Here is a 20,799-nt window from a genome sequence, read left to right as displayed (position 1 = left end):
CCAATGTTGGCTTAAATTTCTTTGCTTTCGGCATAGTTGATGCCTTCAATCAGGCAAGATAGACCATAATCTTCAATCACATAGCCCTCATTGCCCGACGAGTAAGTCGCTACGCGGTTATATTCCGGCTCATCTTTGATCACTCGGCGATATTTACCTTTTTGCCAGTACACAGACAGGTTTTTAAAGGTCGTTATCAAGGTTGCGCCATCGGGGAAAAACGGCACTTGTAAGGTCGGTAAGTTACCCATTGAACTCAATTTCAACAGTTCATTACCCGCGAGCATTTCCATGTTTGGATTTTGCTCACTGTGCTGGTTCATGATTTTAAAGTTTTTATCGGTATAGAGCTGATAACCAGTGATCGCCACTAACCCTTGTGCGCGGCGGTGCCACGGGTCTAACAATGAATTAACCGCATCGAATACCATCGCATCTACGTTGGCATACATCCCTTTGGCAATAATTTTCCCGCTTTCATCGCGACTGGTTAAAGTGACATCTTTCATCACGCGTTGTGGCGCCGCATTACGGATTTTTTGCAGCCAACCGATATTGACGTCTTGTAACAATGGATTTTCGGCTTTATTGGACTTTTTCACCCGTTTTACACCATTGAACCCAATCATTAAGCGGTCATTGGCTTCTTGCTGTGCGATCAGTTGGCTGATCATCGGTTGAAATTCAGGGTGCCCCGCCCATGCGTCTAACCATGAATACGGGATAAACGTATCCCAGTTGGTTTTATCACAACGGTAATCGTCGCTGTTTTCCTCATTGACTTGCTCAGGCTGACGGCGCTCGGTCGTTGAGTCATTTGTACCAGCAATAGGACCATTGACCGAACCAAAGACCTTTTGCCCCTCCTGGTCCGTCACCCCAAATGAGTTGATTTGTTTTAAAAATGGGCTGTTTTCCATTTTGGCTTTTTCTAAGCGCTGCTGCACCGCAGGGTCAACGCTAAAATTTAATGACGAACCCTCACGGCGTACTCCATTTAAGCGGGCTTGCTGGTCAAGCCATGAGAGATAATTCGCCAGTGATTCATTACTGATACCCATAGTAAAAACCTTTTATTTATTGAAATTTAAGAACGCGTAAGAACGCTAATTCAGGCTTATTAGTAGTCGGCCAGCTTGACCGAGCCACCCGTCACTGGTGGTCGGCTTTCCCCCGAACCATCCGTGAGCTCTAACTTTTGCTTTAATTCGCTAAGGTCATTAGCCAGCTTTGTTAACTCTTGCTTATGCGCTTCTTGGTCTGTTAATAACGTGCCGCATTGCTTTGCGGTAAGCTCAATGGCTTTTTGCAAATTTCCTGTTTCTACTGAATTGTGCTTACGCTCTACCCCTAACCACTGCATCACCGTCGATAAAAACTTCTTACTGGCTTCCTTTTCCTCTTGGTGTTCGGTGTGTTGCTCACTTAACAAATGGCACTGCGTTTCTAATGAAGCGGTAAAGTAATTGCCGCTATCTGGTAAGCCGCGAGAAACTGCGCTTAGTTCAATAGGACGGGAACCAATAGCCGCTGGGTAATCAGTCAATGCCACACCGGTTAAATAGGCTCGTTTGGTTTGTGGGAATGAAGGGTAATATTCGATACTGGAAAAAATCTTTTGGCCTGATTTATTCAGGTTAACAATGTATTCATCTTTTAAATCATCAATATCAATAGTGACTTCAAGCCCTAATTTGCCTTTTAGTTCACCTTCAGTTAATTCAACGGTATTCACCGCTGAAATCATGCTATAGCTGCGAAATTGGCTATCTGGGAACACACTTTTAATGTGATCCAAATTCACACGGCCACAATAAAATTTAGGGTCATAGTCTTTCGCCATCTGCTCGATATGTTCACGCTCAACGGGAAAACCATTGAGTGTCATCCCCTCTGCACAAGCAATCAGCTTTATCTGGCGCGTGTTTTTACCTTGCGACATAAATCAATCTCCATTTCTGACGTAACTGTCATTTCGATAACGCCACTATCTCAATCATCTTCTTTTTACTCAAAGGGTTACGGTTCTCATAGCGCTATGAGAACCCATATTCATAGAGGGTTACGCGCGGGCGTGACAAAGTGACAGCATGATGAAAACAGACATTGACCCACGACAAGAAGCCAAAGAACTTTATTGGCAGGCTTACAGCGTTTCGCAGATTGCAAAGCGGCTGGGCTTAAGCATTCACACCATTTATTCATGGCGACGACGTGATAAATGGGATGATGCATCCCCTATTCACCGTGTCACCGACCAAATACATGTAAAAGTGCTGCGCATCATGGCGAAAGACACGATGACCGCCCATGACTTTAAAACAGTGGATTTCTTTAACCGCCAATTAGACCGCTTTGAGCGTTTGGAAATGAAGAAACAAGCGGCGGGAACAAGTAAAGTTAAAGCACAAAAGAATCACTTTACCCCTGAGCAAATCGAACAGCTTAAAAACCTAGTGCTAGGTAGCTTATTTGAGTATCAGCGCCAATGGTGGGATGAACGCACGCAGCGAAACCGCTTTATTCTTAAATCACGCCAGATTGGAGCTACGTGGTACTTTGCCCGCGAAGCTTTATTGACTGCATTGGAAACCGGTAACAACCAAATATTTCTATCTGCTAGCCGCGCACAGGCTTTTCAATTCAAACGTTTTATTCAATTGTTGGCTCGCCAAGTGGGCGTCGAGCTCAAAGGCGGCGATGAAATTATGTTATCTAACGGCGCGATCCTGTTTTTCTTGGGTACCGCAGCAGCGACAGCGCAATCCTATACCGGTGACCTCTATTTTGATGAGGTATTCTGGGTATCGCGTTTCTTAGAATTACGTAAAGTCGCCTCAGCCATGGCCACACAAACGGGATTACGCCGAACCTACTTTTCCACGCCATCCAGTGAAGATCACGAAGCCTACGAGTTTTGGACAGGGGATTTTTATAACAAAGGCAAGCCCGAGAAAGAACGAAAAATCATTGAGCTATCCCACAAGGTATTAAAGCTTGGCCATTACTGCGCGGATAGTATGTGGCGGCAAATCGTGAATATTCATGATGCCATCGCGCGCGGACTGAACCGTGTTAATTTGGAAGAAATCAAAGATGAAAACCCGCCCGATGATTTTCGTAATTTATACGAGTGTGAGTTCGTTAAAACGGGTGAACGAGCATTCAGTTATGATGCATTAATCAATTGTGGCGTCGATGGCTATAACAGTGATGTTTGGCCCGACTGGAAACCTTACGCACCCCGCCCGCTGGGTAATCGCCCTGTTTGGGTAGGCGCAGACCCAACCGGCACCGGTGATAATGGTGATGGTTTGGGATTAGTGATTGCCTCACCACCGGCAGTCAGTGGCGGGAAATTCCGCATCATTGAAACTATCCAGTTACGCGGGATGGCCTTTGAAAAACAAGCTGAAGAAATCAAACGCATTACTCAACGTTATAACGTGCAATCCATCACTATTGATGGCACTGGGGGTACTGGTGCCGCCGTGCACGAGCTGGTCGTTAAATTCTTTCCTGCCGCCAATTTACTCAACTATTCGGCTCCTATCAAACGCATGATGATCATGAAAATGCTCATGCTCATTCGTAATGGCCGTTTTGAATACGATGCGGGGTTACATAAGCCCCTGATCACCTCATTTATGACCATCAAGAAAGTTCAAACCCAAAGCGGGATTATCACCTATGAATCAAGTCGTGTTCGCGGCTTAGACCATGGCGATTTAGCTTGGGCGGCAATGAACATTTTCTCTAACGAAGCGATATCCAGTGAAACTGGCGGCGCTGGCGCACAAGTTATGGAGTTTTAACCATGGAACAAGCAACAGAATTAGCAGCAACCGAAGAACAAACACAGAGTCCTGAATTTTGTTCATTTACTTTTGACCCGCCATCAATTGTATCTGGCATTGGTGATTTGCTGGATTGCATGGAGTGCAACCACAATGGCCGCTGGTATGAAACCCCGATTGATTTTACTGGTATTGCGCGTTCGTTTACCTCGTCAGCGGCCTACCATCAATCACCGCTAGTGTTTAAACGTAATGTGATCACAAGTTGTTTTGAACCAACACCGTATTTATCACGCCCTGACTTCACCACCTTAGCGCAGGATTTTGTGGTTTTTGGTAATGGTTACCTTGAAAAGCGCATTAACCGGCTCGGCGATATGTTAACGCTTAAACCCTCCTTGGCTAAGTACACCCGCGTCGGTGTAAATGAGGGGCAATACTGGCAAGTGAAGAATTACCAAGATGCCTACGAATTTCGCAAAAATAGCATTATTCATTTGAAAAATCCGTGTATTCACCAAGAGATATATGGCACTCCCGATTATTTGGCGGGGCTTATTTCCGCTAACTTGAATCATTCAGCTACCCTATTTCGGACAAACTATTATGAGAATGGAAGTCACGCCGGTGTGATGGTGTATCTTTCCGCAGCATTGGCTGACGACAAGGCCGTCGAGTCGTTAAAAAAATCACTCACCGAAGCGCGCAAAGGTAAGGCGTTTAAAAATATCTTTGTGTATGCCGCCAACGGTGGCAAGGATGGGATTCAAATTTTACCATTCTCCCAAATCAGCGCGAAAGACGAGTTTGTCGGCATCAAGGACACCACCCGCGATGATTTGTTGGCTATGCACCGTATACCACCACAACTGATGGGGATCATCCCGCAAGGCTCGGGTAGCCTTGGTGATGTTGAAAAGGCCGCAATGGTGTTTTGGTTCAATGAGTTATTACCGTTGATGGAAAGCATGAAATCAATTAACGACATGCTAGGCGTTGAAGTGATCCGCTTCAAACAATATGCATTGCTGGATTTTTTGACACAGGCGAAGAACAAAGAACCGAATTATAAATAAACCTTTCAATTCACGTTAATCGATGCCCCCCCTTTCAAACGTAATAGAACGGCCTTAGCGCCGTTCTATCTATTTCACATACCCGAAACTATTTTACATCTGATCTAGGCTGTACAGCCTGAATAATCGCAAATAACACCATTAACGAGCTAATCACACCATAGCCAGCGCAGCTCATCTTTACCCCTTTGCGCGCGCTTGCTCCCCCGCCTCGCCCGCACACAAAAGGGGTGGGATTTTGTGCAGGTGTACGGAGTACCGAAACCCGCGCCAGTACAGTCTAAGTGTAGCAAATCAGTTAGCGTTAAATTTGTGCAATTTAATGCAGAATAAATATATATTTTAACTAAAATGAATGCCTATTATAATAATTACTTTTAAATTTAAAATGGATACTATTTATGAAAAATGAACTAGTGATTGAACAACTAAATGAAAGACTTGCCAACTTTTGTAATTCTGACTCATCTAACGACCATGTATTATTACTAAATGGAGAATGGGGGATTGGTAAGAGTTATTTTATTAAAAATTTCTTTAGCAAAAAAAACAGTAGTTATAACCACCATATTATTAGTCTATTTGGCATCACAAGCCTGTCAGCTCTCGATGAAGCCATAAAAACCAAACTCACATATAAGCATGAAAATGATCTAATAAAAATCCATAAATTAATATTAAATATGGCACTAGATGCTGGTGTTGAAACCATAGGCGTGCCACCCACACTAATAAGTTACATTAAAGAATATAAAATCAAATATTCAGATAAGAAAGATCGTTTAATTTACGAAGAAAAAATGAAAGATAAAAAAACAATAATTATTCTCGATGATCTAGAAAGATCTAACATTGATTATAAAATACTGTTAGGCTACATTAACAATATAGCCATTTCATTTGATTGCAAAACAATATGCATTTGTAATGATATAATAATAAACAATAATAATAACAGTGAAGATTATATTAATTTCAAAGAAAAAGTTTTTTTTAGGGAATTAAAAATGCCAAGCCAAACTGAGCATGCATTTGATTCAATAATAAGTGAATATAAACCTGAATGGAAAACAAAATTCAATAAAAACAAAAAAATAATACTAGAATCATTCAAACACACTGGAAGTAATAACTTAAGAACATTACGTTTTATTTTAAACGAATTGAAATATTACATAACTAGCATTGGAAATAGCTTCTTTAATAATGAAGGTTTCTTCAAGGAATTTACAACTATATTTTCTATTCTCTTCGTTCATTATAAAGAAAAAAGAGACACTATAGAACTATTATTAGGCACGGATGCCCAATCAAATGAAAAAAATTCACTACAAAACCTATTTATAAAAGCCAACATAAACTATAATAATTTAATTATCCCTAAAAATTATTGGATTGATATAATTCAAGGAAATGCCGTTAATTTCAAAAACCTAAAGAACGAAATACAATCAAGTTCATACTTTTACAAAGACCGAAATAAAGATAAACCATGGTTCGAGTTGTCACACATTGAAAATGTTAATAAAGAAACCTTTAACATATTAATTAATAAAAGCTTAGATTTATTGGAAAAAGAAACTAATTTAGGTGATTTGTTTACAAACATAGACTCATTATCATTTTTTCAAGCCCACAACGCATTACCTCCTTCAATTTTCAATCTGGACACTTTCAAAGAAAAAGCAAAAACAAAAATAAAAGAATTAAGTAAACAACAAAAAGAAAATATATTAGAAAATAGAGCTAGAAAAATTTACTTAAAAAACATAAAATTAAAGAACGGAGAAAATGAGTTACTTATTGAGATGTTTGAATTTTTATCAAACCATATATCTAATGAAAACCGAACACTTGAATCAACGATAGAAGATAAAATAAAAAAATTATTTAAAGAGTATAAATTCAAAGAAATAAACTCATTTAAGAATTCAGAACTGTCACTTGTGAAAGATGAAATTCTGAATACGATAGAAAAAAAAGAAATATATGAAATACTAAGAATAGACGTTGAACTTTTATGTGAATTTATTATTTTATTAAGGTCAAGAACCTACAATAGTGTATTTGAAATAAGAAAAAATGAAAATAACTCTATAGAAAGGATTGTTAAAACAATACAATCCATAATTAAAGATGAAAAAGAAATATCAAATTTCGAAAAACTAAAAGTAAAAACAGTATTAGAAAATCATCTATTTACTTTTCTTTAGACATAGCTAAATAATCATAACAGAAAAATACCGCATCATTTCAAATAATGCGGTATATACAACAATCAAATTTATGCGGAAAGAAGTGCTTTATCGCTGCTGTTGATAGCTTCTTTTTGTTCTAAGCTATTAAGTGCTCGTACTAAAGAACGCCCTATTGCATATGATAAATTAACAGGGACAGCATTACCAATTTGCTTATACTTAGCCGTCATCGGCCCTGAAAACTCCCAATTGTCAGGAAACGTTTGAATACGTGCGTATTCTCTTACTGCTAATGGACGCGTTTCTTCAGGGTGACAGCGTTCTGTCTGCTTCTGAGCTGGGGAACACGTTAATGTTAGACTCGGTTCATCCCATGATAAACGCCTTGCCATACCAGTTTTACCACCTCCTAGATAATAACTTTTCTGCATGTATTCTTTCTGTAATTCTTCAGGAAGATCGCGCCAATATCCGCCTTGAGGTACCAAAGATAAAATTTCTTGTTTTCTCTTAGGATATTTTTGGCCATCTGACTTAGGTACATCGGTCTCAAACAACTCACCCGCCTTCAATGCATCACGCATTGTCATGACTTTGTGATAAGGTGATGGCCAATCATATACAATCGAATCAACCAAATCTTTTCGAATTGCTACCAAAATAAGTCTTTCACGCTTTTGGGGTACCTGATAAAAAATAGCTTTCAGCACTTTAGGGTCAATCAATGAATAACCAATTTCATCAATAGCATTAACTATCGTTTGTAAGGTTTTTCCATCGTCATGATTTAGTAAACCTCTAACATTTTCTGCTAATAATATTTTTGGTTGTACTTCCTGCACTGCTCTTGCGAATTCAAAAAATAAGGTTCCTCTAGTATCTTCAAAACCCATTTTTTTCCCTGCATAAGAAAATGCCTGACAAGGAAAACCTCCGGCTAAGACATCAACCTTATCTTTATATTGCGAAAAATCGATACCAGCAACATCCCCTTCAACAACATTCCAATCAGGTCTGTTTAAACGTAGTGTATTACAAGCATGTTTATCAATTTCATTTAGCATGACGGCCGATAGACCGGCTTTTTCCAAACCTAAAGCCATACCACCCGCACCTGCAAAGAGCTCTAATACAGTAAATTTTTTAACTGGCTTAGTTTGCAATTCATGATCCCAATTACTTTTATAAAGTGCTTGAATTTGTTCGAACTGCATAAGTTGTTCTTTTTCGTAGTAACGGTAGTTATTATCAGGATTACGTTTAGATTTTAATTTTTTACTTGAATCCCAACGCCTTAAGGTCTCTTTTGTTACACCTAAAAGGTCTGCAACTTCAGCGATAGAAAATTCATCTTGTAGCATAGTAGTGATTCCTGATAATCTTGATCATGGTTACAACTGTATATATAGTCATATCAAAAGTCAAACATTGATCATGGTTATTTTCCGTACGCCTCAGTAAAATAACTCATAAACAATTCAACATCAGGAATCGCAAAATCTTTTTGCCCGTAAAATTGCTGATAAACGGTTTCGATAACTTTAGGTAAGGCTTCATGCAGCTCTTTTAAAGCGTCCTCTCTCCCTGTCACAATATGATAAAAACTTGCACCATCAATAATTCTGATTAGAGGATTTACAGGACATCTAGCACCTGTATCTTTATTCGATGGAGTAAAAGGTTCGTCATAGCGAATAGGTTTTTTAGGGATAATATTAACAAAGTAAGCTGTAAAATCTTTGAATTGACTATGCTTAGGAGATACTTGAGCATCTAAAGAATGATACACTCCAGAAAGACTTCCTCCAGTTACAGTGTTAAATTTGTTTTTTGATTCTGCAATAATTTTCTTTTCACGGTTAATCAAATCGACGATACCGCCAGTTCCTAAATCTTCCCAGCCGTCCACATAGCCCAAGACTCTTTGGTGAAAAGTTCCAACATGATTTTGAATAGTTTTTTGACACTGTCTAGCCATTTCAGAATTACGCCACTCTTCATGGCTTTTAAAATCAGAGGCTTCAAACAAGGCACCAAATGGGTCAATGACATTTTTATTGAATGATTTTTCAGCATCTTGCCTTTTTTCTACGGCCTTATCCAACAGATACTTTACTTCTTTGATTAAATCTTCATCAGATATGTATTCTAAAAAAGACATTATGATTTTTCTCTTTTAATAATTAATGCATTAATTTTAACGAAAAGAATCATAACATAACTACATGGTTCCGACAGCAAGGAATGCTTTGCTGTGAACATGAAAAATGTTATGTAACCTCCTATCTCATTACTTCACTCACTTACAATATGTATTGGATTTTATGGGGATATTCTCAGCCTAATTAGCTAATTTCTCACAAAGCTACTTAATAACACACTTTATCTCTTATCTACTTTTTCTAATATTTATAATATAATTAATTTAATATTAATAAATTTACTGTGATTTTCATATATGAACCAAAGAAAACATGTTACTCCAAATCCCTCAACTCACATGCGGGAACAAATAAAATTAAATGATATTAATGAATTACACAACTCCGTCCTTGAGCTCAGTAAATCATCTTTTGAATATAAAAAATTATGCATTACTACTGTAGGCATAGTTTTAGCTTTTATGTTTACAAAAAAAGAGTCTTTTCACTACAGTCTTTCATACGTAATTCCACTTTGTATTATTTTACTAATTACAGTAACCTTTCACTTATGTGATTCTATTTCGTTCTATTATCAACGTAAAAATAGGTTTATACAAAATATTTTAAAAGAAAAGCTTATTTTAAATGAAGAAAAAATAAATACTCCAATATTTAAACTAAAAAAAACAAAAGCTCTATTTAACTCATCAATGCTTATGTACTTTTTAATATATTCGATTGTTTTCCTTATTGCTGGCTATTTAAGAATAAGCTTCATTCTCTATATTGAGTATCACCCTAGCATGGGATTCTATACAGCATCAACCCAAGAGTTGTTAAATATTCTTTATTCAACATTTACTGATACTGAAAACATCAACATTACTATACATACGTTAACTCAAAATATGGGTCCAATAGACCTATTTACATATTTATATAGTAAAGAAAAGTCATTGGTAATTATTATTCTTTTTGAATTTATCATTGTTTCAGCCATATGGGTGTTTTTTTGGATTTTTAATAGAAAAAAAGAAAAAATATTTATTGGTTATACAACAAGACTCCCACATGGCATCCAAAAAGAAATATTACATATAGCAAAATTTAAATTAAAAAAATATGATACCTATATTGACATTTTAGATGGCGAAAAGAATTCAGATTGGCAAGAGAATATTTATACTAATTTAAGGTCATCAACATTAGTTATTTTTGTTAACACTCAGAATTTATTAGACTCTGAATGGGTAAAAAAAGAGGTAGATTTAGCTAATATATACCAAAAACGTATCATTTACTTAGATTTTGATTATATGCCTTTTGTTCCTGCTAACTTAGAAAAGTTAATAAAAAAACAGATAAAGGGATAGATTGCCCACTCTCGGAAACCGGTTACATCGGTTACACTCCACAAAAACAACCTCTAACCCACTGATTTAAAACAACTCCGTTGTAACTTTTTACTGGTTACAACGGGTTACAAAACAGGTATTAAAAAGTTACATCCTTATAAAACAATAAGTTATGTTTTTAATTTGTAACCTCTTAAAACGGTTACACGTAACCACAAAGTAACCCCTTTGTAACCTTTTACCATTCCTATATTTCTATTTATTATCAATAAGATATAAGGATGTTTTAATTTTGTAACCATTGTAACCGCTTTCCGAACCCCTCCCATAAATTCTCTATTTATATAAAAAATGCCAAATAATGCCTATTTCATGCTCTAATTTTATATCCACATTCTTATTATTAACGTCATTTCCCCACAATCATTCTTGTTGCAGGTAGGCGGCAAATGAAATCATCCCGATGAGCATACAAATGTATGTGATTCGGGTGATGAATGAAGCCAACACCCCTGCGGCATGAATGATAAAGGGGAAAAAGAAAGGCTGCACATCGGCAGCCTATAGATGAGTAGATGAGAAACTAACTCTCACTGTTTTCTTGAAACACCCAGCACTTAATCACTTCCGGTCTTTTAAGCGTACTCCCCACCGCAAGCGTGCTATTAAACTGACTGTTTACCACACTTCGCACCGTCTTAACGCCCACAAACTTACGCATTCGCCCCGCTTTCAATAAGTTCTTAATATCGTTATTCAATTGCATAGACTGGCGGTACTCACTGGCTACCTGTGCAATATGATTAAAATTCACCGCATAAACACCCTTTTCACTACTGTGATTCACACCAAAGGCCTCGTTATCGTGCAAATAATCAAACAGCTCCCAAAACTCCATCACTTGCGGCTGGTCGAGTTGGATCGCTTGGACACGTTGTTTAGCCAACTCAATAATAAAGTCACGAGTCTGGCGAATATGTGCCGCTTTTACGGGAAGAACTAACGCTAACGTTTCTAGCAATGCAATTAGCTGTGCGTGATTCTTGGCGATCCGCTCATGGTTAATCGCCTTATCCGCAAATAACTGCGCCTGTAAACCATCTACGCGCTCATTGTATTGCTTTAATATCGCCGCTTCTTTCATCAATACAGTTGGTAAAAAACCAGATAACTTTTCAATGGGATAACGCTCAAGGGCAATGGCAGCATAACGGGTTTCAACACTTTGCTCCGCTTTATCGGTATAAAGATGAATAATTCGTTCTAAAACGGCACGTGACGCGTTAATCTCTGCATTCTGTGCAATCACAATACTGCCTTTAAATAACGGCTCGTAGGTCTCATTACCGCTATTTTTAACCCCTAGTGAACGCGTCGCACGGCCGTTATACAGTGATTTTAGCTCTTCCCAATCAAACGCTTTTAGTTTTGCATTATCTTGCACGCGATCACTTTCAATTAAACACACCGGCAAATTACTTATCTGTGAAAAATTTCGTCCTCGAGCGGCAACACTCGATTTTGATGCATCGAACCCCTCATAATCTGCACGGCCGCATAAACGCCATAAAAACTCAATCAACGTACTTTTACCAGAACCAGGCTCACCGCAAATTTCTAAAAATGGGTAGCTTTTATGGGTCTTGCGTATCTGCTCCGCAAAGAACGAACCCAACCAGAACGCCAGCACCACATAACCTTTTGCGCCAAACGCATCCCAAAGAGAACTTAACCAACTGGTATCAAATTGGCTAAAATCGGTATTAATGGCCAATGATGGGCTCAGGCTTAACGTCTTGATATCCAACTTATTGAGAGAGAAATAATCTTCCTCATTTAACGTAAAACACTTACCATCCTGCACCGCAACATCATTAAACACATACACACCATACTCTTTGTTATAACCCACATAATTTTGCGTGATCACCTCTTTGATATCCGGCAAGGCTTGTTTGCAAATGCGGTCCAATTGCAAAGTTGTGCCGGTATAAACCGCCCCTTTGGCCACATGCAATAAACGCTTTTTGAATTCACTGGCACTGGTTAACTGTGAGGCGGTAAACGTGGCTTTAACTTGCGGCTGGCGAGGGAAATCGACGCGCATGTAGTACCATGATTCATCGGTTTCAACCGACTTTTGGAAATACAACGGCGTAGGATAACAATTGGCAATTTCAACTACCGTACCGGACTCTTTAACCGCTTTTTGTCTGGCTTCATCTTCATCTAAATCGGGTTCCGCATCATGAATACGCTCAATGGTTTTCATCATTTTATCGAGATCCAACTTAAACCAATACAACCGGTTATCGTGCTGAAAATCGAACTCTGAACGCTCCGTCCAGTTAAACATTAAACGCGCCTTTTCAAACGCGGTTGAGGCTAACAACAACTTACCGTAATAGCGATAACGGACAATATCACGCTCCGTTAGCTTGCCTTTCATGTGCAAATCATTCCAATCGTTGCCACACTCTTTCTCAGCAGGTCTCGCGGCCGTGGCTTTCCAGCCATCATCGATACTGCGGGCAACAAACTTTTTCATGGCACGTTCGCCAGCTGCACCGTTATCTAACGCCCAAACCAACAACGGTTTTTTATTGTTGCCTAGCGCAGTTCTCAACGCATTCAACGCGACTTCAGGATAATTATGGCAAGTCATTAACGATACAGCCGCAATACCATTTTGAATCAAGCTAAGGGCATCGAAAATGCCTTCCGTTAGCCAAATCTCTTTGGCTTGGGTTAAATCCTGTTGCGGCAGTGTCCACCAATGCCCTTTATAAGAACCAAAAAAGTTAGCTTTGCGATCAAACCGCGAGGGCCTATCAATAATGCGCTCCCAGTATGCTCCCTCGGGTAAAGCAAATTTAACCGTTGCCGCACCTAACCCATTGGCATGATAGCTAGACTCGGAATACAACCCTTTCAATGGGACGATATCAAGCCCTCTGCCGTGTTGTAAATAGGCATCTGCGGCTGCATTCGGAGCTTGTTGCGTCTTAGGATAGTGTGCTGACCAGTCATCAAATATATCGGGATAAATCTCTTTTACAATCAACTCTACGCCACATTTATTTTCACGACCACAACGCAACACAAACGGAATTTCAATTGAGGTAAATAGCTCTTTTTTCTTACAATTCGGGCACACGCCTTGGCGCAAATAGCCATTTTGCTCTTTAAATTGAAAGTCGTGTATAAGGCGAGGCAATAACGCCTGAATATGATATGATTTCATGTGATAACCTTAGAGCACACAATCAGCGTCTATCCCGCAGGTTGTGTGCTTTTTATTTGCTTACAGAAAATGATTTCTCATACGCTGTGGTAATGTTTTTCTTTCAGTTCAAACAGAATTTGGCAGTCAATACACAAGGTGCAGCCAATAACCGCTTGGCGACGGGCTTCTGGTATTGGGTGATCACAATTCTCACATTCAAACGCAGATACTCTATTCGCTGGCTTCCTCGCAGCTTGGATATTCTGTTCTAGCACTAATGCCGCATGTTCATTGGCGCGGTCGATAACATCAGACATAATTAAGATCTCCCGCCTGTGACTCGAATTTATCCGCTTCATCAATCAATAATTGATGAATTTGCGCATAATCTAATTTCTCTGTTAATACTTTGTCGGCTAATTGGCGCTGACGATCGGCATAACGATTCATTAATGATTTACGTTCATCTTCCCGATTGGCTTTTATATTTTCAGCTACGGGGGGAAATATAGGGTCTGGAATATGTCTCATTTTAAAACCTCATTTTTAGGTAATAAAAAGCCCTGACCGATAAAGGTCATTGTTTAATGATTTGATTATTTAATTACTATCTAATTCTGATTATTTTCTATATTAATAATCACCTTGCGATATTTAATCCGATTTTTTTAACCATGATCGGCAACATGGTGTGTGGTATATTTGCTATGCCTGCAATTTCTTGACCAGAATCAGGCATAACAACCACCGACTAAAGGATATTGAACTATGACTCATGAAGAAAAAGTTAAATTTTTATTTGAACAAACGATGAAAGCTATTTGTACAAAAAGAGGTGAACATACGACTCTTCCAAACATTGAGTATGATTTTCCAATAATTTATCCTGTACTTGAAAAATTGCTCAACGAAAAATTACAAGAAAAGTAATATCTTTTAGTATCAGAGCCTTACTTAATTATATTTAAGGCTCTATTAATGTTTTCATTTATTTCACGAAGTTTATTATTTATTTCTGCGTCAGTAGTTGAAGCCCAATCAATATCTTTCTTTAGGATTGATGAAATTATATTTAATTTATTTTCCAAAAATTTGTCATTTTCATCTAAACCAGCGAATGTATTTTCTATTGCATAGATCGCATCATCTAGTGATATAGCCGTTCTATAATCACCAACAATTAGAGGTACAAGCGTTGTTGTAACATATTCAACAATTTCTAATTTTTTCTCTTTAATGAGCACATTTAAATTACTTTCCACCTTTCATCCTCCACAACCCATCTATATATTTTGTCGCTTCAGCCATTGCATCAAACTTGCCGAACGACTCCCCTAAATGCCAAACGTGATAACGTGTGATTGGTGTCTGCTTCTTGCGTGGTAACGTAATAATCGTAAACCCACGATACACAGTGCAATGATGGCTCACACGAATAACCTGACTCATTGTGGCTTACCTAAACCCAGCCACACCAACCAACCGTCGCGCATTTCTACTGGTAACGACTCATACGCAAGCCTTAAACCATTATTCCACGCAGGCAAATACACATAATTCTCCGCACGACTAGAGCCAGGTCTTTTCATCTGAACAATCGGTAACTTACCTGCTTTACGCATATCTGCCACTGCGCTTGCTGGCTTACCAATCAACTCAGCGAATTTTTCCTCAGTCACAACATCTGACAGACTTACGATTTTCTCTCTCATCTGCTACCCTCTTATGTCAGGCGCTTTCTAGCGCTTTAGGACTCTTTGCATCAATGCAAAGTAAATATCAATTACTCGATACAATATGGAGTTCTCAATATAATGTCAAGAACGCAAGGAGAGAAATTGCGGCTTATTCGCAATTCCGAACAAATGACAAAAAGAGAGTTGGCAGATTTGACGGGGCTAAACTATGCCACTTATCACGGCTATGAGAGTGATAAATCAAAAATGACCTTTGAATCTGGCGTGAAAATATTTGCAGTTAAACGGTTCAGAAAATACCGCGATTGGTTCATGTTCGATGAGGTGAATCCCGAAGCTGGCCAAATAGCACCGGCTTTAGCGCACACTGGGCACGAAAATTCAGGCTCACCCCACTCAGACAAGAAAACTGGTTAACAATTTATCAGGCATTTTGTGAGGTTAACTCGCAAGGCCAATCGACCCTCGGAGGGCTTTCTTATGGCAATTAAGAAACTCGAAGATGGTCAATATGAAGTGGACATTAGACCGGCTGGCCGTCAAGGAAAACGCGTCAGACGTCGATTTGATACAAAACACGAAGCCGTTTTGTTTGAGCGTTACGCCCTATCAAACAAAATGCATAAAGATTGGTTAGATAAATCCAATGATATTCGGCCGCTACAAGACTTAATTGATTTGTGGTGGAACACCTTTGGTAAAAGTAGCGACTATGCGCGGGACACGTTATTAAGGGCAACACGCATTGCGACCGCACTCGATAACCCGCCAATGTGCTTATTAACCGATAAGCAATTAGCACTTTACCGCGAACTCCGGCTCGCTGCGGGTATCAAACCCTCCACGATAAACCGTGATTTTTCAGCGATAAGCGGCATATTTACCGCCTTAAAGCGCACGGATTTATTTATGGGTAAACACCCAATTCGAGGGCTATCACGGTTAAAGCAAAAAGCGACTGAGATGTCCTATTTAACGCATGAAGAAATTGGGCTGCTGCTGAATATATTAAAAGGTGATAATAAAAAAGTGGCTATTTTATGTTTAAGCACCGGCGCGCGTTGGGGGGAAGCCGTTAAATTAAAACGCGAGCACGTGATCCAAAATAAAATCCGTTTCACTTTTACCAAAACAGGCAAAGCGCGCATTGTGCCGATTTCCCAAGAAGTCGCAGATAAGGTCTGTACGCGAAAATCCGGTCTACTTTTTCCAAACACCTCTTATGATATGTTTAGAAAACACATAAAGACCATTAAGCCTGACATGCCACAGGGCCAAGCCACGCACGCATTACGGCATACTTTCGCGACCCATTTTATGATGAATGGCGGCAGTATTATTACTTTGCAGAGGATCTTAGGTCACTCGACATTACAACAAACACTGACCTACGCACACTTTGCACCAGACTTTCTTCAAGATGCGATTACGTATAATCCATTAAAAGGAGGCACAGAGTTAGCTTAATAGATTGTTCGTTTTAGGATGATTTTGACGACGAAAAGCAATACAAATTTAACTTTTGCATGTCCACAAATTGTCCACACTGGGATGCATTTCTCCGCTGTAAGTACCACCAAATCAACGTTTAGATCGTCCACAAGTTGTCCACACTTGAACACTTTTAGGCACTTTTGAGCCTTTTTTGTACAGATTATGCACAAAAAAAAGGCACTCGCCCCCGAGTGCCTTTTGACTACAACTCACTGAATATAAAGTAAATTACACCTATTCAGCGGTTCTGGTACTTGTGCGGATTAGGTAATCAAAGGCGCTAAGTGCGGCTTTTGCCCCTTCTCCAGCAGAGATGATAATTTGCTTGTAAGGCACTGTTGTACAATCCCCTGCGGCGAAAATACCTTTCACACTGGTTTCATTACGTGCGTCGATTTCAATTTCACCCATACGGTTTCTTGCAACTGTATCACCTAACCAATTGGTATTTGGCAATAAACCGATTTGTACAAATGCACCTGCAACCTCTAAAGAATGCACGCTTTCGTCTGTGCGGTCTTTATACTCAAGGCTAGTCATTTTGCTACCATCACCTTTTACTTCAAGGGTTTGCGCATTTACAATAATATCGACATTCTTCAAGCTACGTGCTTTTTGTTGTAACACGGAGTCTGCTTTTAGTTCTGGCGCAAATTCAAGCACGGTGACATGCTCAACCACACCGGCTAAATCTATGGCAGCTTCAATACCTGAGTTACCACCACCTATAACCGCAACGCGTTTACCTTTAAACAATGGACCGTCACAGTGTGGGCAGAATGTCACCCCTTTGGTGCGATACTCTTGTTCACCAGGAACGCCCATGTTTCTCCAACGCGCACCTGTCGAAATAATAATGCTGCGTGATTTTAAAATACCACCAGATGCTGTTTCGATTTGGTGTAAACCACCTTCTTCAGCGGCTGGGATCAGTTTAGCAACTGATTGTCCATCAATAACATCGACATCATAGCTATCAACGTGGTTTTTCAACGCGCCTGCAAAAATGGCACCTTCCGTTTTGATAACAGAAATATAGTTTTCAATATCAACAGTATCCATTACTTGGCCACCAAAGCGCTCACCGATAACACCTGTGCGGATACCTTTACGTGCGGTGTAAATTGCAGCTGATGCACCCGCGGGGCCGCTACCAATCACTAGCACTTCAAAAGGGTCACGTTCAGTCAATGACTTAGCGGCACGTGCATCTGCGTTAGTATCAACTTTGCTGACAATTTCACTCAATGTCATACGGCCTTGGCCAAATTCTTTGCCGTTTAGGTAAACGGCTGGAACGCCCATCACATTACGTTCATCAATTTCATGTTGGAAAAGCGCTCCATCAATAGCGGTATGGCTGATATTTGGGTTTAAAACTGCCATTAAATTCAATGCCTGAACAACGTCTGGGCAGTTATGGCATGATAGTGAATAATAAGTTTCGAATTGGAACTCGCCTTCAAGGCCTTTTACTTGTTCCAATAACTCTTGAGCTTCTTTCGATGGATGCCCACCAATTTGCAATAGTGCTAGCACAAGAGAGGTAAATTCGTGTCCCAGTGGCGATCCTGCAAAACGCAAACCGCTATCAATACCTGGGTTAGTAATTAAAAATGATGGCGTTCTTATCGCACTGTTACGTTCTTCACGTACACTCACTTTGTCAGACAGCGAGGCAATTTGATCGAGTAATTGCTTAATTTCGTTTGATTTTTGGCTGTCGTCTAAATTGGCAACTAATTCAACGGGTTTAGTTAAACGTTCTAAATAGGCTTTTAATTGGGCCTGTAAATTGTTGTCGAGCATGTAATCCCCTTTAATTTTAATCCTAAAATCGGGTACATATACCCGCCATACTGCAAGTTACAGGCAAGGCATCATTGCACTAAACGCCTGTAACTTGAGTCATCTAATATTCAATCAAAAGATTAATTAGATTTTGCCGACTAAATCTAAAGATGGAGACAATGTAGCATCACCTTCTTTCCATTTAGCTGGGCAAACTTCACCTGGATGGCTTGCAACGTACTGAGCCGCTTTCACTTTGCGCAGTAAATCTGCTGCATCACGACCAATACCTTCAGCAGTGATTTCAATCGCTTGGATGATACCTTGTGGGTCAACGACGAATGTACCACGGTCTGCTAAACCTTCAGCTTCACGCATGTTTTCAAAGTTACGCGTTAATGCGCCTGTTGGGTCGCCGATCATCGCATATTTGATTTTACCGATGGTGTCTGAACTTGCGTGCCATGCTTTATGAGTAAAATGTGTGTCGGTAGAAACAGAGAAAATTTCAACACCTAATTTTTGGAATTCGTCGTAGTGGTCTGCAACATCACCCAGTTCAGTTGGGCAAACAAACGTAAAGTCAGCTGGATAAAAGAAGAAAACGCTCCATTTACCCGCAACATCTTTTTCAGAAACTTCGATGAATTTGCCATCTTTAAATGCTTGGTTAGTAAAAGGTTTGATTTGAGTATTAATTAATGACATATGATGTTCTCCTGTTTGGTTGCTTATTAAGTTACTGTTTTACAGTGACTTAATCCAATCAGTACGCGCTATCGATTTGATAGGCATAATCTAATCATTTATTAATAATTGATAGGCTATTTATTAAAACGCTTACTGAGGTATTCAGCAAGCGTTTTATTTTTAGGTCGGTAATTTAGGATGTTATTACGCCATTGTGGCAATGGTTTTGCGAAAACGAATTAAGGCGAGTGCAAAGAAAACACTGCCAATAACTAGTAAAATAGCAAACTGTGACCAAACAATCTGGAAGCCTGCCCCACGATATAAAATAGCCTGAGCAAGACTAACAAAGTGGGTGGTCGGCATCGTTAACATAATATCTTGCACTAATTGTGGCATACTTTCCCGCGCCGTCATCCCCCCGGAAAGCATATTCAATGGCAATAAGACTAAAATCATTAATAACCCAAACTGTGGCATTGAACGGGCGATTGTCCCCATAAAAATACCTATTGATGTTGTCGCAAAAAGACTTAAAGCAACGCCACACATAAAGAGCAAAATCGAGCCTTCGATTGGGACTTGCAGTAGTGTTTTCACCACTAGCATCAATGAAACTCCTGAAGCAATCAGCACCACCAATCCCATTGACCATATTTTAGACATCATGATCTCAAAAGGCGTCAATGGCATCACCATTAGGTGCTCAACCGTGCCATGCTCTCGTTCACGGATCAACGCTGCCCCCGTTAAAACAATCGATAACATAGTGATATTGTTAATAATTGCCATTACCGAACCAAACCACGATTGGGTTAGGTTAGGGTTAAAGCGCATCCGTACTTCCAAATCAACAGGTAAGCTCGCATTACTACGGTATTTCGCTAAGAACTCATTGACCTCACCAAGGGTAATATTTTGAATATAACTATTCCCTAAAAATGCTTGGCTCATACGTGTTGCGTCAATATTCACTTGAATTTCAGGGTTCCTGCCAGCTAAGACATCCCGTTGAAAATTAGGCGGAATATCCAAGGCAAAAGTATATGAACCTCGGTTAAGTAAGCCATCTATTTGGTCAGGCGTAATATCCGCAGGCGGTAAAAAATAAGGGGCATAAAAGCTATTAATAATCCGGTTTGATAACTGTGACTTATCTTGGTCTGCAATGGCTATCGGGGCGTTATGTAAAGACCCTGGCGTCACCGTTGCGGATGAATAAATCGAAACCGTAAAAGCGAAAACAATCAAAGCCAGCATTGCTTTATCACGCCCTAAGCTTCGTAACTCCTTAACACCTAAATTAAAGATATTTTGAATTTTACGTATCA

General features: G+C 39.4%; 20 protein-coding genes. 7 read left to right on the top strand and 13 right to left on the bottom strand.

What is annotated here, in order from left to right:
• Positions 1–11 precede the first annotated feature (11 nt).
• A complete protein-coding gene (locus KDJ85_RS08745; protein WP_141173620.1) occupies positions 12–1,061 on the bottom strand; it encodes a phage major capsid protein, P2 family in 1,050 nt (349 codons plus the stop codon).
• Positions 1,062–1,120: 59 nt separating this feature from the next.
• Positions 1,121–1,942, bottom strand: a complete 822-nt coding sequence (locus KDJ85_RS08740) for a GPO family capsid scaffolding protein (protein ID WP_225819314.1) — start codon at positions 1,940–1,942, stop codon at positions 1,121–1,123.
• Between the two features lie 148 nt (positions 1,943–2,090).
• On the opposite strand from KDJ85_RS08740, the gene KDJ85_RS08735 reads away from it, so the two are divergent.
• The 3 genes from KDJ85_RS08735 to KDJ85_RS08725 all read left to right on the top strand — a co-directional run bounded on the left by KDJ85_RS08735 (position 2,091) and on the right by KDJ85_RS08725 (position 7,086).
• Positions 2,091–3,815 carry a terminase large subunit domain-containing protein gene (locus tag KDJ85_RS08735; protein WP_225819313.1) on the top strand — a complete coding sequence of 575 codons (1,725 nt, stop codon included), beginning with the start codon at positions 2,091–2,093 and terminating at the stop codon, positions 3,813–3,815.
• A gap of 2 nt (positions 3,816–3,817) precedes the next feature.
• Positions 3,818–4,873, top strand: coding sequence for a phage portal protein (locus tag KDJ85_RS08730; protein ID WP_225819312.1), 1,056 nt, complete (start codon positions 3,818–3,820; stop codon positions 4,871–4,873).
• 401 nt (positions 4,874–5,274) lie between these two features.
• On the top strand, positions 5,275–7,086 hold the full coding sequence (locus KDJ85_RS08725) for a P-loop NTPase fold protein (RefSeq protein ID WP_225819311.1): 1,812 nt from the start codon (positions 5,275–5,277) through the stop codon (positions 7,084–7,086).
• A 71-nt stretch (positions 7,087–7,157) separates the two neighbouring features.
• Here KDJ85_RS08725 and dcm read toward each other — a convergent pair whose 3' ends face one another.
• Together dcm and KDJ85_RS08715 are read right to left on the bottom strand one after the other, a co-directional pair.
• Positions 7,158–8,432, bottom strand: a complete 1,275-nt coding sequence (gene dcm, locus KDJ85_RS08720) for a DNA (cytosine-5-)-methyltransferase (RefSeq protein WP_225819310.1) — start codon at positions 8,430–8,432, stop codon at positions 7,158–7,160.
• A 77-nt stretch (positions 8,433–8,509) separates the two neighbouring features.
• Positions 8,510–9,232 (bottom strand): Eco47II family restriction endonuclease, encoded by a 723-nt coding sequence (locus KDJ85_RS08715; RefSeq protein WP_225819309.1) that lies wholly within the window; start codon positions 9,230–9,232, stop codon positions 8,510–8,512.
• A gap of 297 nt (positions 9,233–9,529) precedes the next feature.
• On the opposite strand from KDJ85_RS08715, the gene KDJ85_RS08710 reads away from it, so the two are divergent.
• Positions 9,530–10,588 (top strand): toll/interleukin-1 receptor domain-containing protein, encoded by a 1,059-nt coding sequence (locus KDJ85_RS08710; protein WP_225819308.1) that lies wholly within the window; start codon positions 9,530–9,532, stop codon positions 10,586–10,588.
• A 565-nt stretch (positions 10,589–11,153) separates the two neighbouring features.
• Here the strand turns inward: KDJ85_RS08710 and KDJ85_RS08705 are convergent.
• The 3 genes from KDJ85_RS08705 to KDJ85_RS08695 form a co-directional block, all read right to left on the bottom strand.
• Positions 11,154–13,814 carry a toprim domain-containing protein gene (locus KDJ85_RS08705; RefSeq protein ID WP_225819307.1) on the bottom strand — a complete coding sequence of 887 codons (2,661 nt, stop codon included), beginning with the start codon at positions 13,812–13,814 and terminating at the stop codon, positions 11,154–11,156.
• A 77-nt stretch (positions 13,815–13,891) separates the two neighbouring features.
• Positions 13,892–14,113 (bottom strand): TraR/DksA family transcriptional regulator, encoded by a 222-nt coding sequence (locus tag KDJ85_RS08700; RefSeq protein WP_004254739.1) that lies wholly within the window; start codon positions 14,111–14,113, stop codon positions 13,892–13,894.
• Positions 14,106–14,327: a hypothetical protein gene (locus KDJ85_RS08695; protein ID WP_225819306.1), complete on the bottom strand. Its 222-nt coding sequence runs from the start codon at positions 14,325–14,327 to the stop codon at positions 14,106–14,108. Before KDJ85_RS08695 ends, KDJ85_RS08700 begins: the two co-directional genes overlap by 8 nt.
• 237 nt (positions 14,328–14,564) lie before the next feature.
• On the opposite strand from KDJ85_RS08695, the gene KDJ85_RS08690 reads away from it, so the two are divergent.
• Positions 14,565–14,726, top strand: a complete 162-nt coding sequence (locus KDJ85_RS08690; RefSeq protein ID WP_154635606.1) for a hypothetical protein — start codon at positions 14,565–14,567, stop codon at positions 14,724–14,726.
• A 20-nt stretch (positions 14,727–14,746) separates the two neighbouring features.
• On the opposite strand, the gene KDJ85_RS08685 is transcribed toward KDJ85_RS08690, so the two are convergent.
• From KDJ85_RS08685 to KDJ85_RS08675, 3 genes are read right to left on the bottom strand one after another with little or no spacing between them, the layout of a single operon-like run.
• The gene (locus KDJ85_RS08685; RefSeq protein ID WP_225819305.1) at positions 14,747–15,058 is read right to left on the bottom strand and encodes a hypothetical protein; all 312 of its coding nucleotides are present in this window, start codon (positions 15,056–15,058) and stop codon (positions 14,747–14,749) included.
• On the bottom strand, positions 15,048–15,245 hold the full coding sequence (locus tag KDJ85_RS08680) for a hypothetical protein (RefSeq protein ID WP_225819304.1): 198 nt from the start codon (positions 15,243–15,245) through the stop codon (positions 15,048–15,050). Before KDJ85_RS08680 ends, KDJ85_RS08685 begins: the two co-directional genes overlap by 11 nt.
• Positions 15,242–15,508: a Cox family DNA-binding protein gene (locus KDJ85_RS08675; RefSeq protein WP_153673444.1), complete on the bottom strand. Its 267-nt coding sequence runs from the start codon at positions 15,506–15,508 to the stop codon at positions 15,242–15,244. The genes KDJ85_RS08680 and KDJ85_RS08675 overlap by 4 nt, the downstream gene beginning before the upstream one ends.
• Before the next feature lie 102 nt (positions 15,509–15,610).
• On the opposite strand from KDJ85_RS08675, the gene KDJ85_RS08670 reads away from it, so the two are divergent.
• Together KDJ85_RS08670 and KDJ85_RS08665 are read left to right on the top strand one after the other, a co-directional pair.
• On the top strand, positions 15,611–15,910 hold the full coding sequence (locus tag KDJ85_RS08670) for a helix-turn-helix transcriptional regulator (RefSeq protein ID WP_004254765.1): 300 nt from the start codon (positions 15,611–15,613) through the stop codon (positions 15,908–15,910).
• A 63-nt stretch (positions 15,911–15,973) separates the two neighbouring features.
• Positions 15,974–16,960 carry a phage integrase gene (locus KDJ85_RS08665; RefSeq protein ID WP_225819303.1) on the top strand — a complete coding sequence of 329 codons (987 nt, stop codon included), beginning with the start codon at positions 15,974–15,976 and terminating at the stop codon, positions 16,958–16,960.
• Between the two features lie 261 nt (positions 16,961–17,221).
• Here the strand turns inward: KDJ85_RS08665 and ahpF are convergent, their stop codons facing one another.
• The 3 genes from ahpF to KDJ85_RS08650 all read right to left on the bottom strand — a co-directional run bounded on the left by ahpF (position 17,222) and on the right by KDJ85_RS08650 (position 20,797).
• A complete protein-coding gene (ahpF, locus tag KDJ85_RS08660; RefSeq protein WP_225819302.1) occupies positions 17,222–18,796 on the bottom strand; it encodes an alkyl hydroperoxide reductase subunit F in 1,575 nt (524 codons plus the stop codon).
• A 126-nt stretch (positions 18,797–18,922) separates the two neighbouring features.
• A complete protein-coding gene (gene ahpC / locus KDJ85_RS08655; protein WP_225819301.1) occupies positions 18,923–19,486 on the bottom strand; it encodes an alkyl hydroperoxide reductase subunit C in 564 nt (187 codons plus the stop codon).
• A 186-nt stretch (positions 19,487–19,672) separates the two neighbouring features.
• Positions 19,673–20,797 carry an ABC transporter permease gene (locus KDJ85_RS08650; protein ID WP_225819500.1) on the bottom strand — a complete coding sequence of 375 codons (1,125 nt, stop codon included), beginning with the start codon at positions 20,795–20,797 and terminating at the stop codon, positions 19,673–19,675.
• Between the last annotated feature and the right edge of the window lie 2 nt (positions 20,798–20,799).

This window comes from Providencia vermicola, assembly GCF_020381325.1.
Taxonomy (GTDB): domain Bacteria; phylum Pseudomonadota; class Gammaproteobacteria; order Enterobacterales; family Enterobacteriaceae; genus Providencia; species Providencia vermicola.
This window is presented reverse-complemented; position numbering and strand designations above follow the sequence as displayed.